This is a genomic window from Bradyrhizobium paxllaeri, from assembly GCF_001693515.2.
GTDB classification, from domain to species: Bacteria; Pseudomonadota; Alphaproteobacteria; order Rhizobiales; family Xanthobacteraceae; genus Bradyrhizobium; species Bradyrhizobium paxllaeri.
The window spans coordinates 4,338,180-4,353,482 of record NZ_CP042968.1 but is presented as its reverse complement, the minus strand read 5'-3'; the positions used below and the strand labels follow the sequence as shown (position 1 = coordinate 4,353,482).

At 62.3% G+C, this 15,303-nt stretch carries 15 protein-coding genes; 9 read left to right on the top strand and 6 right to left on the bottom strand.

What is annotated here, in order from left to right:
- Nucleotides 1-82 precede the first annotated feature (82 nt).
- A complete protein-coding gene (locus tag LMTR21_RS20795) occupies nt 83-2,776 on the top strand; it encodes a bifunctional acetate--CoA ligase family protein/GNAT family N-acetyltransferase (RefSeq protein ID WP_065756124.1) in 2,694 nt (897 codons plus the stop codon).
- A gap of 58 nt (nt 2,777-2,834) precedes the next feature.
- Here the strand turns inward: LMTR21_RS20795 and LMTR21_RS20790 are convergent, their stop codons facing one another.
- The 5 genes from LMTR21_RS20790 to LMTR21_RS20770 are packed head-to-tail and all read right to left on the bottom strand — an operon-like array spanning nt 2,835 to nt 7,541.
- The gene (locus LMTR21_RS20790; RefSeq protein WP_065756125.1) at nt 2,835-3,674 is read right to left on the bottom strand and encodes a universal stress protein; all 840 of its coding nucleotides are present in this window, start codon (nt 3,672-3,674) and stop codon (nt 2,835-2,837) included.
- A 26-nt stretch (nt 3,675-3,700) separates the two neighbouring features.
- Nucleotides 3,701-6,295: a cation-translocating P-type ATPase gene (locus LMTR21_RS20785; protein ID WP_065756126.1), complete on the bottom strand. Its 2,595-nt coding sequence runs from the start codon at nt 6,293-6,295 to the stop codon at nt 3,701-3,703.
- A 2-nt stretch (nt 6,296-6,297) separates the two neighbouring features.
- Nucleotides 6,298-6,723: a hypothetical protein gene (locus LMTR21_RS20780; RefSeq protein ID WP_065756127.1), complete on the bottom strand. Its 426-nt coding sequence runs from the start codon at nt 6,721-6,723 to the stop codon at nt 6,298-6,300.
- Nucleotides 6,724-6,772: 49 nt separating this feature from the next.
- The gene (locus LMTR21_RS20775) at nt 6,773-7,264 is read right to left on the bottom strand and encodes a phage holin family protein (RefSeq protein ID WP_065756128.1); all 492 of its coding nucleotides are present in this window, start codon (nt 7,262-7,264) and stop codon (nt 6,773-6,775) included.
- A 1-nt stretch (nt 7,265) separates the two neighbouring features.
- Entirely contained in the window at nt 7,266-7,541 is a 276-nt protein-coding gene (locus LMTR21_RS20770) for a hypothetical protein (RefSeq protein WP_065756129.1), read from the bottom strand.
- 170 nt (nt 7,542-7,711) lie between these two features.
- On the opposite strand from LMTR21_RS20770, the gene LMTR21_RS20765 reads away from it, so the two are divergent.
- Genes LMTR21_RS20765 through LMTR21_RS20755 form a run of 3 tightly spaced genes read left to right on the top strand, consistent with a single transcriptional unit; the run spans nt 7,712 to nt 10,730 of the window.
- Nucleotides 7,712-8,848: an MlaE family ABC transporter permease gene (locus LMTR21_RS20765; RefSeq protein WP_065756325.1), complete on the top strand. Its 1,137-nt coding sequence runs from the start codon at nt 7,712-7,714 to the stop codon at nt 8,846-8,848.
- The gene (locus tag LMTR21_RS20760; protein WP_065756130.1) at nt 8,849-9,622 is read left to right on the top strand and encodes an ABC transporter ATP-binding protein; all 774 of its coding nucleotides are present in this window, start codon (nt 8,849-8,851) and stop codon (nt 9,620-9,622) included.
- Nucleotides 9,623-9,626: 4 nt separating this feature from the next.
- Nucleotides 9,627-10,730, top strand: coding sequence for an ABC-type transport auxiliary lipoprotein family protein (locus LMTR21_RS20755; RefSeq protein WP_065756131.1), 1,104 nt, complete (start codon nt 9,627-9,629; stop codon nt 10,728-10,730).
- Between the two features lie 46 nt (nt 10,731-10,776).
- Here the strand turns inward: LMTR21_RS20755 and LMTR21_RS20750 are convergent, their stop codons facing one another.
- The gene (locus LMTR21_RS20750; RefSeq protein WP_065756132.1) at nt 10,777-11,094 is read right to left on the bottom strand and encodes a c-type cytochrome; all 318 of its coding nucleotides are present in this window, start codon (nt 11,092-11,094) and stop codon (nt 10,777-10,779) included.
- Between the two features lie 181 nt (nt 11,095-11,275).
- Here LMTR21_RS20750 and LMTR21_RS20745 point away from each other — a divergent pair, with 181 nt between their 5' ends.
- The 5 genes from LMTR21_RS20745 to LMTR21_RS20730 all read left to right on the top strand — a co-directional run bounded on the left by LMTR21_RS20745 (nt 11,276) and on the right by LMTR21_RS20730 (nt 15,300).
- Nucleotides 11,276-11,989 (top strand): Crp/Fnr family transcriptional regulator, encoded by a 714-nt coding sequence (locus tag LMTR21_RS20745; protein ID WP_065756133.1) that lies wholly within the window; start codon nt 11,276-11,278, stop codon nt 11,987-11,989.
- Between the two features lie 93 nt (nt 11,990-12,082).
- Nucleotides 12,083-12,223, top strand: coding sequence for a hypothetical protein (locus tag LMTR21_RS40140; protein WP_187399151.1), 141 nt, complete (start codon nt 12,083-12,085; stop codon nt 12,221-12,223).
- 519 nt (nt 12,224-12,742) lie between these two features.
- A complete protein-coding gene (gene ccoN, locus LMTR21_RS20740) occupies nt 12,743-14,362 on the top strand; it encodes a cytochrome-c oxidase, cbb3-type subunit I (RefSeq protein WP_430642589.1) in 1,620 nt (539 codons plus the stop codon).
- A gap of 11 nt (nt 14,363-14,373) precedes the next feature.
- Nucleotides 14,374-15,108: a cytochrome-c oxidase, cbb3-type subunit II gene (gene ccoO / locus LMTR21_RS20735; protein ID WP_065756135.1), complete on the top strand. Its 735-nt coding sequence runs from the start codon at nt 14,374-14,376 to the stop codon at nt 15,106-15,108.
- 27 nt (nt 15,109-15,135) lie between these two features.
- Complete coding sequence (locus LMTR21_RS20730; RefSeq protein ID WP_065756136.1) at nt 15,136-15,300, top strand: cbb3-type cytochrome c oxidase subunit 3; 165 nt, start codon at nt 15,136-15,138, stop codon at nt 15,298-15,300.
- Nucleotides 15,301-15,303: the final 3 nt, after the last annotated feature.

Sequence of the window (15,303 nt, the reverse complement as noted above, 5' to 3'; positions counted from 1 at the left end):
AGTGCGATTTGTCATCACGCTGCGACCGTTCCGGGTTAACCTGCCGCGCGAAGGGCAGCGACCTACCGACACTGGAGAACGGATGTCCACCTATCGCCTGAGCAATCTGCTTTCGCCGCATTCCGTCGCACTGGTCGGGGCCAGCCCCCGTCACGGCTCGGTCGGCCGTGCCATTCTCAACAATATTCGTAAAGCTCAATTCAAAGGAGAATTCGGTCTCGTCAATTCGCGTTATCACGAGATCGATGGTGTCGCGACCGTCGATAGTATCGCCAAACTGGCGTTTGCGCCGGAACTGGTTGTCCTCACCGCGCCGGCGCGCACCATCGCGGGTCTCATCGATGAAGCGGGTCGCCGCGGCGCGGCAGGCGCGGTCATTGTCAGTGCCGGGCTCGGCCATGGCCCGGATTCGCTGGCGGAGGCGGCGGAATGGGCCGCGCAGAAATACGGCATGCGGCTGATCGGTCCGAATTGTCTGGGCATCATGATGCCGGGCGTCAGCCTCAATGCCAGCTTCTCGGCACATATACCGGTCGCGGGACATCTGGCGCTGATCTCGCAATCCGGCGCCATCGCCGCTGGCATGGTGGATTGGGCGGCGCAGCGGTCCGTTGGTTTTTCCGGCATTGTTTCGATTGGCGACCAGCTCGATGTCGATATCGCCGATCTGCTCGACTACTTCGCGCTGGATGAAAAGACCAACGCCATTCTGCTTTACATCGAAGCGATCAAGGATGCCCGCAAGTTCATGTCAGCGGCCCGCGCCGCCGCCCGGGTCAAACCGGTCGTCGTCGTCAAGTCGGGCCGCATGGCGCAAGGCGCGCGGGCGGCGGCAACGCATACCGGCGCACTGGCCGGGGCAGACGCCGTCTACGATGCCGCATTTCAGCGCGCCGGCGTCCTGCGCGTCTCCGATCTTGGCGAGCTGTTCGACTGCGCGGAAACGCTTGCACGGCTCAAATCCCCACCCGGCAAGCGGCTGGCGATCCTGACCAATGGCGGCGGCATAGGCGTGCTCGCCATCGACCGGCTGGCCGAACTCGGAGGCATCTCCGCCCAGCTTTCGCCGGAGACGCGCGAGCGGCTGGATGCCGCGCTGCCTCCGACATGGTCCAAGTCAAACCCGGTGGACATTGTCGGTGACGCCGATGCCGACCGCTATGCCGTGGCGCTGGAGGCGTTACTGGCCGATACGAGCAACGACGCCGTGCTGGTGATGAATGTCCAGACGGCAATCGCGCGCGCCGATGAGATTGCCGCGACCGTGACCGGCGTGGTCCAGAAATACCGTGCCGAACGCCGCATGCTGCCCAAACCCGTGCTCGCGGTCTGGGTCGGCGCGGAACCATCGATCGGCAAGTTGCTCAGCGACGCCGGTATTCCGAACTATCCGACCGAGGGCGACGCGGTGCGCGGCTTCATGCATCTGGTCCGGCATCGCGAGCTCGTGGAGGCGCTGGCGCAGGTGCCACCCGCGATGCCGAGCGACTTTGCGCCGGACGTGGACGCGGCGCGGAAGATCGTGACCGCAGCACTGGCTGATGACCGCTCCTGGCTCGATCCGATCGAGGTCAAGCAGCTCCTCGATGCCTATGATATCGCGGCCGTGCCGACCTTCGCAGCTGCTGACGTCGACGAGGCGGTCGCGCATGCGAATGCGATCTTCGCGCAGGGATCGACTGTTGTGCTCAAGATCATGTCGCGCGACATCGCGCACAAGTCCGACGTCGGCGGCGTCGTACTCAACCTCACCAACGCAGATGCCGTGCGCAAGGCAGCCGGCGAGATTTTGGAGCGGGCACGATCGCTACGGCCGGAGGCGCGGATTGCGGGCGTGATGGTGCAGGCGATGGTGGTGCGGGCCAAGGCGCGCGAACTCATTCTCGGCCTCGCCGACGATCCGACGTTCGGCACCGTCGTCGTGTTCGGCCGCGGTGGCACGGCGGTCGAGATCATCAATGACAAGGCGCTGGCGCTGCCGCCGCTCGACCTGCAACTGGCGCGCAGCCTGATCGAGCGCACCCGCGTCTCCCGGCTGCTGCGCGCCTATCGCGACGTGCCGGCGGTGAAGCAGGATGCGGTGGCGATGGTCCTGGTCAAGCTCGCGCAGATGGCCGCCGATATTCCGGAAATCCGCGGGCTCGACATCAATCCGCTGCTGGCCGATGAAGCGGGCGTGCTCGCCGTCGATGCGCGTGTCGTGATCGGACGTGTCGAGCGCAAGTTCCGCGGTTCGGGGCCTGCGAATTTCGCCGTACGCCCATATCCCTCGCAATGGCAGCGCCACATCGAGGTCAAGGACGGCTGGCGCGTATTCGTTCGTCCGATCCGCCCCGAGGACGAGCCGCTGATCCACGACATGCTGAAGCATGTCACGATGCACGATTTGCGGCTGCGATTTTTTGCACCTATGAAGGAGTTTTCCCACGAGTTCATCGCCCGCCTGACCCAGCTCGACTATGCACGGGCGATGGCCTTTGTCGCGTTCGACGAAGCGACCAATGAACTCGTCGGCGTCGTCAGGATCCATTCCGACTCGATCTACGAAAGCGGCGAGTACGCGATCCTGTTGCGCTCGGACCTCAAGGGCAGGGGCCTCGGCTGGGTATTGATGCAATTGATCATCGAATACGCCAAGTCGGAAGGCCTCAAAGCCATCTCCGGCGACGTGCTCGCCGAGAACACGGTCATGCTGGCGATGTGTCGCAGCCTCGGCTTTGAGGTGAAGACAGACCCGGTCGAGCACGACATCTGCAACGTCAGGCTGGCGCTCTAATCGTTGCTTGAGCTTGCCGCGGCGGCGCGATGACGCCGCGCGCGGCAACGGTTGAGCGTCAATGCGAAAACATGATTGGAAGGGGCGGCTTTGACAGCAGGCTCTGGGTGGCGCCGCCCAGGATAAACTCGCGCCAACGCGAGGTCCCGTAGGCCCCCATCACGAGGACGTCGATCTTCTGCGAAACCGTATAGGCTTCCAAAACCTCACCGATCCCCCGCCCCGCGGCGTCGACTTTGTCCAGCACCACATCGATGCCGTGACGGGCTAGGTTCTTTGCCAGCTCTTCGGCCGAATGCTTGTTATCGAGCTTCTTCTCGTTGGTGACGGTTACGATGCGCACCTTCTTTGCCTTCTCCAGCAGCGGAAGCGAATCCGAAATCGCGCGGGCGGCGCCGCGGCTGAAATCCCAGGCAACCGCAACCGTTCCGAGCTGGAAGGGACGTGGGTGAGGGCCCTCGGGCAGGACAAGCGTAGGCCGGCCTGATCCGAATATCACCTGCTCAGCATACCACTGGTCGCTATTTTCCGGCACCGGGACGATGGTGAGATCACGCAGCCTTGCATAGTCGACCAGCATGTCCGGTACAGCGTAGGTCGGGCATCGCTCGAGATAGGTCTCGTGAAGAATGCCAGCCTTGCTCGCAGCGGCGTCGAAATCAGCCAGTATCTCCTTGGCGTTCTTGCGGCTCTTTTCGGCTTCGCCGGCAATAAGGCCGGGGATATTTGCGACCGAGCCGGAAAGAAAATGCCCGGGTATTTCAACGTGTACCTCGCATGCGACGGCGGCAAGATGAGCGCCGAGACTCGCGGCAATGGAGACTGCCTCCTCCGTGACTGCGACAGGGGTAGGCTCGGGATAACTCGTCAGTGTCAGCAATATGTCCTTGAACGCCATGGGATTCTCCTGTTTCGGAAGACAATCTAGCGTCCCGTGGATTTGCGCGTTTGATCCAGCGCAAGGGGTTGCATTTTCCGGTTCCAGGATTGCAGCCGTGGGCGCAGCACCGGCTTGAACATTTCCAGGATGATCAGCGCCATCAATCCCGCGCCGAGCGTCAGGGCGATGTCATCGGCGTGCAGTGGTCCAAACGCAAAGAGCTTGCTTGCTGCGGGCCAAAGCAGCGTGAGAGCCGAAATGGCGGCAACAGCGGCCAGCACCGCGGCCAAAGTCCGGTTTTGCCGGCGAAACGCCGTCAGCAGCGAGGGACTGAAGGAGCGATTGACCAGGATCAGGCTGACGATCACCACGACGAGCGAAAAGAACGTCAGCGCGCGCACTTCCGGCACCGGCATGCCGGAGCGCAGTGCCATCACATAGATGGCGGCCACGAGCACGAACGCAACCGTGCCCTGCAATACGCTCCAGCCGATCAGCGCCCACGAGAACAGCGGCTCGTCGGGCGCGCGGGGAGGCCGGTGCATGACATCTTCTTCCTCGGTCTCGGCCTCGAACACCAACGAGCACACGGGATCAATAACCATTTCGAGGAAGGCAATATGAATGGGCCCGAGCAGAAGCGGCGTGCCGAACAGCAATGGCAGCAGTGCCAGACCTGCGATGGGCACATGAACCGCCAGAATGAAGCTCATTGCCTTGCGCAAATTGTCGTAGATGCGCCGGCCGAGGCGGATCGCCTTGACGATCGAACCGAAATCGTCGTCGAGAAGCACGATTGCTGAGGCTTCGCGCGCCACGTCTGTTCCGCGGCCGCCCATGGCGATACCGATATGGGCCGCCTTCAGAGAAGGTGCATCGTTGACGCCGTCGCCGGTCATCGCGACGACCTCGCCATTATCCTTGTAGGCATTGACGATGCGGAGCTTCTGCTCCGGCATGATCCGGGCGAAAACGCTTGCCGTTTCCACCTGCGTTGCCAACTCCGCCTCGCTCAGCTTCCCGAGCTCGGCGCCGGTGATGAGTTCACCGCGTGCAAGCCCGGCCTGATGGGCGATCGCCTTTGCGGTTGCGGGGTAATCGCCAGTGATCATCACGGCCTTGATGCCGGCTGACTGGCATTCACGTACGGCCTCAATCACGCTGGGGCGGAGTGGATCGGCGAGGCCGACCAGTCCCAGGAACTCAAACGTCAATTCATGCGGTGAAGTTGGCCAGGTCGAGCCAATATGCGTGGCGCGCGCGACGCCCAACACGCGCAGACCATTGGCAGCCATAGCATCGATGGATTGCGTCAGCGCGGTGCGATCCGTGGCGCTCAGCTTGCAAAGACCAGCGATTGCTTCAGGTGCGCCCTTGGCGGCGACGACGTACTCCTGCCGGGAGCTATCAGCTTGCCAGATATGCGTCACGGCGAGCAGGTCGGGGCGAAGACCATAGGCGTGAACGAGCTTCCAGTTCGGGTGCTGATACGAAGCCACCGTCAGCCGCTCGCACGCGAGCACATGGAATGCCCGCTCCATCGGATCGTATGGCTCCGGAGCGCTCGCGAGCAGGCCGAACTCGCTCAGTGTGCGGAATGCTATCGGCATCTCCTCAGAGTGAGCGGGACGAAAAATGGTCTCATCCTTCAGCCTCAGTTCGACGATCGTCATCCGGTTCTCGGTCAGGGTACCCGTCTTGTCGGTACACAACACCGTGGCCGAGCCCAGCGTCTCGATCGCCGCCGCGCGCCGCGTCAGCACGCGCGCCAGTGAAATTCGCCACGCGCCCATGGCCATGAAGACGGTCAGGACGACAGGAAATTCCTCGGGGAGCATCGACATGCCGAGCGCAATGCCGGCCAGCACCGCATCCAGCCACCCGCCACGCATCAGTCCGTAGAGCAGAACCGCGAGCAGGCTCACGCCGCCGCCGAGCACGGCAAACAGTGTGACGACGTGCCGGGTTTGCGCCTGCAGGCGGGGCGGTTCGGTTTCAAGGGTGGCCAGCGATTGACCGATCTTGCCGATCTCGCTTTGTGTACCGATGGCGGTCACTTCCGCCAGCGCGGAGCCCCGCACGACCAGCGAGCCAGAGAAGACCTGCGGCAGGTCATCGCCGCCCGGACGGTGTGGTCCCGACCCGGTGCGATCGTCCCAAGCGACCTTGCGAACCGGCACGGATTCGCCTGTCAGGGTCGACTCGTCGACCTGCAGATCACTGCACTGCAGGACAACGGCGTCGGCAGGCACCCGGTCGCCTTCGGAAAGAACGATGAGGTCGCCGCGCACGACGTCCCGGCCGGCAATCCGCCTGCGTTCTCCGTCGCGGATGACGAGCGCGCGGGGGCTCGTCAGGTCCCGCAATGCCTCCAGCACGCGCTCGGTCCGCGTCTCCTGCACTACGGTGATCGCGATCGACATGGTCGCGAAGGCGGCGAGGATAATCGCCTCTTTCAGGTCGCCCAGCGCGAGATAGACCAGGCCGCCGACCAGCAGCAACGCGAGCATCGGCTCGCGCAGTACCTCGACCACAATTCGAAACGGCGTGCGTCGATCGGGTTGGGGGAGCTCGTTGTGCCCCTCGGCTAGCAGTCGCGCCGCTGCCTCGGCTTCACTGAGGCCGGAAAGCGGTTTCATCGTCAGAGATACGATATCGTTGTCACCCGATAGATGTGCATCTTGCCACCTTCGTTGAGAGAGACATATTCGCCGACGACGAAGCGCTCGTCCGCGAAGTGATAGCCGACTTCGTCAGGCAAACTGGTTTCGCTGTCGTCATAGTGGAATGCCCAGCCGCCGCCGGGGCGGTGAACGAGGTGGCCATGCTTGTCCCGCTGGTCCGGGCGCTGGCGCACGACCCGGCAGGCGTCGCGGTGCTCGCGCCACAGTCCCGCATCGATGCGATCCTCCGAATCCAGCGGTGCCACGATGATATAAGCCACATCTGCGTCGCCTTCGGGGTGTCCGGGCTCGCGAGCCAGCGCCAGACGGAATTGCCGGAACTGCGGCGGCAAGGAAGCGTTCAGGATCGGCTTCGGCTGGGACTTGGATCTCGTCTTGGACATCTCGGATGGCTCCTTGGTTCTCTGACATGAGGGGTGAACGCCGCCGTGGTCAGCTCGACTCTGCCGTGGCTTTCGCAGCAGGGGCGCTTGCCCTGGATTTCCTCAGGCTCCTGGCGATGATCGCGATCAGCGGCACCAGCACCGTCGGCAGCACGCTTTTCAGGGGATGGTGCATCATGCCGGTGAATTGCGATTGCAGTGCGCGGGCCTCGTTCTGCAACGCCTCGACTGCCGAGCCGTGAATTTCGGTGGCCAGCTCGAGTTCGCGGCCTGCCGGCGGCCTTCCGCCGACCACGAACAAGACGGCCGCGATCACGAAATTGATGAGACCGAGAATCGCGGCCGCGGAAATCGCGCTCCAGATCTGCACCAGCGCGAAGTAGGCCGACAGCTCCAGCATCAACAGGCCGAAGGCCGCGATCAGCGCTGCAAACGCCCGCAGACCGAGCCCGACCAGCATGTGCCGCATCCGGATTTCCGCAATGATGCGATCGGTACGCCAGAGCGCACGCAACTGCTTGACGATGTTCTCGCTGTTCACGTCAATGTCTCCTCAGCATGAAGCCGGTCACGAGGCCGAGCGCGAAGGCGGATGCCAGCGCCGCAATCGGCCGCTCCGCGATCAGCGTCTCGATGTGCTCTTCTCCCTCGCTCAGGGTCTCGCCAAATTCGCTCAGCAAGTCCTTGAGCTGTTCGCCCAGCGCTTCGACGTGGCCTTTCGCGGCACCGAGCATGTCGTCGGCAGGCATATTCAGGAAGCGCGACATCTCGTCCTTGAGCGTTAATAGCTCGTCACCAAAACTGCCTGATTTGAACATCGCGCTTGCTCGCTATCTTTGACTGCCAAATCCTAGATGAGACGACGATAGCGGCATTTGATTTGGGTCAACCGCGATCCTCATGTCGCATCCGGTGCCTTGAGGCAGGTCAATATGGCTGCGCGCTCGCGATCTACAAAAAGGAAGCAAACAGTTTCGGGAACATCATCTTGGCGGTCGCACCTGTGCTCACAGCCACGTCATCGGGCGATGCGCTCGAACTGCATCCAGCCGGCTCGTGGACGGCTGCAAATGCGGCGACACTCGAACGAATTTCCAGCGACGTCGTGCCGCAACTCGACCGGGCCGCTGCGCTCAGGGTTGATATGACCGGCGTGCGCGAACTCGATACGCTCGGCGCCTGGTTGCTGGAAAAGATGTCGCGGCGCGTCACGTCTGCCGGTCATCGCGCCGATGTCATCGGTATGGACGATAGATACAGCGGCTTGATCGACGAGGTTCGTCAGGTCAATCGTCGAACGCCTGACCCGGTCCCGGCACGCAATCCGGTCGTGGCGAAGCTTGATGGCATCGGCCGCGCCACCATTGGTGCGAGCGAAGACGTCGCCGCATTCCTGCAGATGCTGGGCTCGCTATGCATGGCTCTCGTGGGCATCCTGCGCCGGCCATGGTCGTTGCGGCTGACATCCCTGACCTACCAGCTCTACCGCGTCGGCTGGCAGGCGATTCCCATCGTCGTCCTGATCACCTTCTTGATCGGCGCCATCATTGCCCAGCAGGGCATCTTCCATTTTCGCAAATTCGGTGCGGATTCCTACGTCGTCGACATGGTCGGCATTCTGGTGCTGCGCGAGCTTGGCGTGCTGATCGTCGCCATCATGGTCGCCGGGCGCTCCGGTAGCGCCTACACCGCCGAACTCGGTTCGATGAAGATGCGCGAGGAGATCGACGCGCTCTCGACCATGGGCCTCGACCCGATCGAGGTTTTGATGCTGCCGCGGGTTCTGGCGCTGGTTTTCGCCTTGCCAATCCTGAGTTTCATCGGCGCGATGGCGGCGCTTTACGGGGGCGGGCTCGTGGCCTGGTTCTACGGCGGCATGGGGCCGTCGATCTTCCTTGCGCGATTGCACGACGCCGTCTCCGTTACCCATTTCGAGGTCGGCATCATCAAGGCGCCGTTCATGGCGCTGGTAATCGGCATCGTCGCCTGCAGCGAAGGCCTGCGGGTGAAGGGCAGTGCAGAGTCGCTCGGCAAACAGACCACCACCTCGGTCGTCAAGTCGATCTTCCTGGTGATCGTGCTCGACGGGCTGTTCGCGGTGTTCTTCGCATCGATTGGAATGTAGATGCAGGGCACGTCAGGTCAGTTTGCTATCCGTGTGCGCGATCTCGTGGTCGGCTTCCGCCGCCATGTCGTCATCGATCACCTTGCGCTCGATGTGCGGCGGGGGGAGATCCTCGGCCTGGTCGGCGCTTCCGGCGGCGGCAAGTCGGTGCTGATGCGAACGATCATCGGGCTGATCCCGCGCCAGGGCGGCGAAATCGAGGTGATGGGGGCGCCGATCAATCATGATCGCGCCACGCCGAGCGCGGCCGGGCGATGGGGTATCCTGTTCCAGCAGGGCGCGCTGTTCTCATCGCTCACAGTAAGGCAGAACATCCAGTTTCCGTTGCGCGAAAACCTTGTGCTCTCGGAAAGCCTGATGGACGAGATCGCCACCGTCAAACTCGAAATGGTCGGGCTCAAGCCGGAGGACGGCGACAAGTTTCCGTCCGAGCTGTCCGGCGGCATGACCAAGCGCGTGGCGCTGGCGCGCGCGCTCGCGCTTGATCCGGCGATCGTGTTTCTCGACGAACCGACTTCGGGGCTCGACCCGATCGCCGCCGGCGATTTCGACGCGCTGATCAAGACATTGCAGAAAACACTGGGACTGACGGTGTTCATGGTGACCCATGATCTCGCCAGCCTCAATACCGTCTGCGACCGCGTCGCGGCGCTGGCCGACGGCAAGATCGTCGCCATCGGGCCGATGCACGAACTCCTTCAATCCGAGCATCCCTGGGTGCGGGCCTATTTCCATGGCAAGCGCTCGCAGATGCTGCAGCCCAGAGCGAGTTAAACAGATGGAAACCCGCGCTCCCTTCGTCATTGTCGGTGCTTTTGTGATGGCGGCTATCATGGCCGTGTTCGGCTTCGTCTATTGGCTGCAGAATACGGGTGGGCTTGGCCCACGTTCCAGCTATCGCGTGCAGTTCGAGGGATCCGTTCCAGGCCTCCTCGTCGGTGCGGCGGTGCTGTTCAATGGCATTCGGGTCGGTGAGGTGACGGAACTCGGGCTTGCCCCCGGCAATCCGCGCGGCGTCAATGCCACCATCTCGGTCGTTTCGACGACGCCGGTCCACGCCGACACAAGGGTCGGCCTCGAGTTCCAGGGGTTGACTGGCGTGCCCGTGATCGCACTCGAAGGCGGTACGCAGGTCGCGCAGGGCGGCAAGGTGCCGACGTTGGTCGCTGAGCCGGGCGCAGGGCAGGGCATGACCCAGGCCGCGCGCGACGCGCTTCGCAAGGTGGATAGCGTGCTGTCGGAGAATTCAGAGGCGTTGAAAGACACGATCTCGAATTTCAAGGTGTTTTCCGAAGGGCTGGCGCGCAACACCGGCAAGCTCGACGGCATTGTCGCCGGCCTCGAACGGATGACCGGGGTCACCAGTCCGCCGCCGAAGATCACCTATGACCTCGCCGCGCTGCAGAATACGGGACCGGCGAGCAAGGTCATCAATGTGCAATGGGCTATCCCGGAGCCGACGGCAGTTGCGATGCTGGAGACGCAACGCTTTCTGTTCTCGCCGGCGCAGGAATATCCCGGCTTCGCGGAAGCGATGTGGGCCGATGCGCTGCCGAAACTGATCCAGGCGCGGTTGATCGAAAGCTTTGAGAACTATGACATCGCGCATGCACCGTTGCGCATGGCCGACGTCGCGCAGACCGAATTCCAGTTGCTGATCGACGTCAGGCGGTTCCGTATCGCCGTCGAACAGGGGCCGGCCGCCGAGATCGGATTGTCGGCGAGGATCGTCGACAAGAACGGCAAGGTCATCGCCTCGCGGCTGTTCGAGCAAAGCGAGACGTTTGCTTCCGTCACCCCACCCGAAGCCGTTGCTGCGTTCAGCGCAGCGTTCGGCCGGATTGCGAAAGACATGATCGCGTGGACGGTGCAGGTGAACTAGGCGAGCGAGGCGTTGCTCGCTCGCACATCCCGAGGGCGAAGCCAGTCTATTCGAGCGTCTTCAGATACGCCAGCAGGTCGCCAATCTGGTCCGGATCGAGCTGAAACTCTGGCATGGTTGGGTGGCCAGTCTGAATACCTTCAGCCAGCGCTTCGCTCAGCGATTCGACGGGGTAGCGCTTATGCAGCGTCCGGAAGGGCGGCGCGATCTTGAGCGGGCTCGGCGAGACCTTGTCGATCGAATGGCAGCGCGCGCAATTGTTCAGCGCGAAGGTCTTGCCGCGCTGCTCCTGAGGCGAAGCGGCCGCTGCCGGCACCAGCGGGATCAACGTGAACGCCAGTGGCATCAGGATTCGTCCGATCATCGCAGTTCCAACCTTTAGTGTGAATCTCCAGCCGATTCCTATTGTGAAGGTTTAATCGTCGGCGAATTTGACCTGGATCAACCAGCGCACGCTGTATCAGCTACAATGAACTATATCTCCGAGGTCCTGAGCGCGGCCATGATCGGGGGGCGTCAATCCGGCGCTTGAACGGACAGCGGCAATGATACGAACCATCTCGCCAAATCGTACCAGTTTCGGCCGCTGTTCGGCCTGCACCGTGCGCTCGTTCAGCATCTGCGGCGCGCTTGACCAGGCCGACCTTGCCGAGTTCGAGCGGATCGCCCGCCACGTTCATCTCGCTCCGAACGAAGCGCTGTTCACGGCGGGTCAGCTCGCGCATTCGGTTCACAATGTGACGGCAGGCGTCGCGCGTCTGTACAAGCTGTTGCCGGATGGGCGGCGTCAGGTCGTCGGCTTCGCGCTGCCGGGCGACTTTCTCGGCATGGCACCTACCGATCGCTACAGCTTCTCGGCGGATGCAGTCGACTCCCTCACCGTATGCCGCTTCTCCAGGGAGGCGTTCGCGCACTTCATCGAGCAGAGGCCGCACTTTCTGCTTCGGATCAACGCGTTCGCGGCGCGGGAACTGATGCTGGCGCAGGAGCAGATGCTGCTGTTGGGCCGGCGCACCGCGGAGGAGAAGGTTGCGTCCTTCCTGGTCGGCTGGCGGAAGCGCCTGGCCCATATCGGCGACGAACGGCAGACCATTGCGCTGCCGATGAGCCGGCAGGATATCGCGGATTATCTGGGGTTGACGATCGAAACCGTAAGCCGGACGCTCACCCGGTTCGAGCGCGAGAAGATGCTCATCATCGTCGCGGGTGGCGTCCGTCTGTTGGACCCGAGCCGGGCTGCAGCCATGGCAGCGGCATAAGAAATCCCGCGTAAATCGCAGTGGATTTGATCCTGGTCAAAGCCGCGATGGAGGCCCGCGTGCATGCTGTCTTCATCGCAGGAGATCAGCCGCATGCCAACCGATTCGTTGCTCGTTACCGTCTTCGTCGTCACAATGTTCGTGCTGTTTGCCGGGGTGCTGTTCTGGGGTGATCTGCAAACCCGCCCGAAACAATCGGCCGATTCCTCTGCCGCGAAGCGCCGCGCGTTCTGATAGCGGCGATCCCATGCCTGCGCCGGAAGGGCGCGATCCAGCAAGGCTGCCGATTTCGCTTGATTCACGTCAAGGGTAGGGCGCGGCCTTGCGCCTTGGTCGCGCGTGATCATCAAGGTCCTTGTGACAATCATGAACGCCCATACGAGAGGATTGACCGCCGCGATTGGTCGCCAATGGCGGTCAATGGCCGCCAGGTTCGCATGTCCGTCGGAACGGAAAGGCATTGCGCACCCAGAACTTTGCGAACTTTCGACTGAACGGGCTGCTTCCGTCGCGAAGCGACGCCTGAGCAAGGCCGATGTATCTCGAGAACGCGCTAACGCAACGCAGGCTTATCCGCCGATTGGCCCGTCCTGTTGCTGAATTCACTCTTAGCCAACCAGCATCTCCTCGAACTGCGCAAAACCTCACGAAAATTGACTTCGATCAATTTCCCGGTCGCGAGGCTGTGATCAGTGGAGCCGGCATCCGCAGAAGAGAAGCTAGCTCATGAACCCATCTTCAACCGCAAAATCGATGACGCTTGGCGAGGCCGGTCTGATCACGGTCTTTTCGCTAACCGCGTTCTTGTGCTTGCTCGCCGTGGCCATGGCGCAGGACACGGCGTTTGCATTCCATGCCGCGCTGTCGTCCGCCGCCAGCCTTTGGGCGGTCATTGCGATCGGCAACCGGTATTTTGCCCGCCCGTCGCTGCCGCCGCAGGAAATCAACGGCCGGCCCAACTACAACATGGGCCCGATCAAGTTCTCGGCGGTGATGTCGGTGATCTGGGGCATCGCGGGATTTGCAATCGGGCTATTGATCGCGTCCCAGCTCGCATGGCCTTCGCTCAATTTCGATCTGCCATGGACCAGCTTCGGCCGCCTGCGGCCGCTACATACGTCGGCCGTCATCTTCGCCTTCGGCGGCAACGTGCTGATCGCGAGCTCGCTCTATGTCGTGCAGAAGACCTGCCGCGTGCGCCTGGCCGGCGATCTCGCCCCCTGGTTCGTCGTCATCGGCTACAATTATTTCATTCTCGTCGCCGGCACCGGCTATCTGCTCGGCGTGACCCAGTCGAAGGAATATGCCGAGCCCGAATGGTACGCCGATCTGTGGCTGACGATCGTCTGGGTGGTCTATCTGCTGGTCTTCCTGGGGACCATCATCAAGCGAAAAGAACCGCATATCTTCGTCGCCAACTGGTTCTATCTGGCTTTCATCGTCACGATCGCCGTGCTGCATCTCGGCAATAATCCCGCGGTGCCGGTGTCGATATTCGGCTCGAAGTCCTACGTGGCCTGGGCCGGTGTCCAGGACGCCATGTTCCAGTGGTGGTACGGGCATAACGCGGTCGGCTTCTTCCTGACCGCCGGCTTCCTCGCCATCATGTACTATTTCATTCCGAAGCGCGCCGAGCGGCCGATTTATTCCTACCGTCTGTCGATCATCCATTTCTGGTCGCTGATCTTCCTCTACATCTGGGCCGGTCCGCATCATCTGCACTACACGGCACTGCCGGATTGGGCGCAGACGCTCGGCATGACGTTCTCGATCATGCTGTGGATGCCCTCGTGGGGCGGCATGATCAACGGCCTGATGACGCTGTCGGGCGCCTGGGACAAGCTGCGCACCGATCCGGTGCTGCGCATGCTGGTCGTGTCGGTCGCCTTCTACGGCATGTCGACCTTCGAAGGGCCGATGATGTCGATCAAGGTCGTGAACTCGCTCAGCCACTATACCGACTGGACCATCGGTCACGTGCATTCCGGCGCGCTGGGCTGGGTCGGCTTCGTGTCCTTTGGCGCCCTGTACTGCCTGATTCCATGGCTGTGGGATCGCAAGGGGCTGTACAGCCTGAAGCTGGTCAACTGGCACTTCTGGACTGCGACCATCGGCATCGTTCTCTACATCTCGGCGATGTGGGTGTCGGGAATCCTGCAGGGCCTGATGTGGCGCGCCTACACCTCGCTCGGCTTCCTCGAATATTCCTTCATCGAAACCGTGGAAGCGATGCATCCCTTCTACATCATCCGTGCCGCAGGGGGAGGGCTGTTCCTGATCGGGTCGCTGATCATGGCTTATAATCTCTGGATGACGGTGCGTGTTGGCGAAGCGGAAGTGCCGTCGCCCGTCGCTCTTCAGCCGGCGGAATGAGGAGCGCTAAAATGTCTTTCTGGGCACGGCACCAAATCTTCGAAAAGAACTCGATCGTCCTGGTCGCGGGAATCCTGGTGGTCATCGCGATCGGCGGTCTCGTCGAGATCACCCCGCTGTTCTATCTCAAGAGCACGATCGAAAAGGTCGACGGCGTCAGGCCGTACACCCCGCTCGAGCTCGCCGGACGCAACGTCTATGTCCGCGAGGGCTGCTACCTCTGCCACTCGCAGATGGTCCGGCCGCTGCGCGACGAGGTCGAGCGCTACGGACACTACTCGCTCGCGGCCGAGAGCATGTACGACCATCCGTTCCAGTGGGGATCCAAGCGTACCGGTCCTGATCTGGCGCGTGTCGGCGGCAAATATTCCGACGAATGGCACGTCACCCATCTGAACAACCCGCGCGCGATCGTGCCGCAGTCGGTGATGCCCGGTTACGCCTTCCTGTCGCAGACGGAAGTCAACGAAGCCAGCGTTGCCGGTCATCTGCGTACCAGCCGAGCGGTCGGCGTGCCCTATACCGACGATCAGGTGGCCAATGCGGTCGCCGACCTCAAGGCGCAGGCCGATCCCGACAATACCGGCGCGGATGCGTTCACCAAACGATACCCGAAAGCGGTTGCCCGCAATTTCGACGGCAAGGCCGGCGCGCCGACCGAAATGGATGCGCTGGTCGCGTACCTGCAGATGCTCGGCACGCTGGTCGATTTCAAACTCTACAATGAAAAAGCAAATCTTCGCTGAGCAAACCTTCGCTGAGAAAGCAGAACGATGAAAGCAATCCTCACTGTCCATAATCTTGCGTCGGATCTGGTCACGACGTTCTGGACGCCGATCTTCGTCGGAATCTTCATCGCCATCCTGGTCTACGCGCTTTGGCCACGCAACCAGGCCGCTTTCGACGAAGCGGCGAAAATGCCTTTGCGCGAGGAGTAATGC

What these genes read in the sequence shown, in the direction of transcription:
- ccoN (WP_430642589.1), top strand. Translation starts at nt 12,743, where the DNA reads ATGACGCTTGGCGAGGCCGGTCTGATCACGGTCTTTTCGCTAACCGCG.
- LMTR21_RS40140 (WP_187399151.1), top strand. Translation starts at nt 12,083, where the DNA reads ATGCCAACCGATTCGTTGCTCGTTACCGTCTTCGTCGTCACAATGTTC.
- LMTR21_RS20755 (WP_065756131.1), top strand. Translation starts at nt 9,627, where the DNA reads ATGGAAACCCGCGCTCCCTTCGTCATTGTCGGTGCTTTTGTGATGGCG.
- LMTR21_RS20780 (WP_065756127.1), bottom strand. Translation starts at nt 6,723, where the DNA reads ATGTCCAAGACGAGATCCAAGTCCCAGCCGAAGCCGATCCTGAACGCT.
- LMTR21_RS20790 (WP_065756125.1), bottom strand. Translation starts at nt 3,674, where the DNA reads ATGGCGTTCAAGGACATATTGCTGACACTGACGAGTTATCCCGAGCCT.
- ccoO (WP_065756135.1), top strand. Translation starts at nt 14,374, where the DNA reads ATGTCTTTCTGGGCACGGCACCAAATCTTCGAAAAGAACTCGATCGTC.
- LMTR21_RS20795 (WP_065756124.1), top strand. Translation starts at nt 83, where the DNA reads ATGTCCACCTATCGCCTGAGCAATCTGCTTTCGCCGCATTCCGTCGCA.
- LMTR21_RS20730 (WP_065756136.1), top strand. Translation starts at nt 15,136, where the DNA reads ATGAAAGCAATCCTCACTGTCCATAATCTTGCGTCGGATCTGGTCACG.
- LMTR21_RS20770 (WP_065756129.1), bottom strand. Translation starts at nt 7,541, where the DNA reads ATGTTCAAATCAGGCAGTTTTGGTGACGAGCTATTAACGCTCAAGGAC.
- LMTR21_RS20760 (WP_065756130.1), top strand. Translation starts at nt 8,849, where the DNA reads ATGCAGGGCACGTCAGGTCAGTTTGCTATCCGTGTGCGCGATCTCGTG.
- LMTR21_RS20750 (WP_065756132.1), bottom strand. Translation starts at nt 11,094, where the DNA reads ATGATCGGACGAATCCTGATGCCACTGGCGTTCACGTTGATCCCGCTG.
- LMTR21_RS20745 (WP_065756133.1), top strand. Translation starts at nt 11,276, where the DNA reads ATGATACGAACCATCTCGCCAAATCGTACCAGTTTCGGCCGCTGTTCG.
- LMTR21_RS20785 (WP_065756126.1), bottom strand. Translation starts at nt 6,295, where the DNA reads ATGAAACCGCTTTCCGGCCTCAGTGAAGCCGAGGCAGCGGCGCGACTG.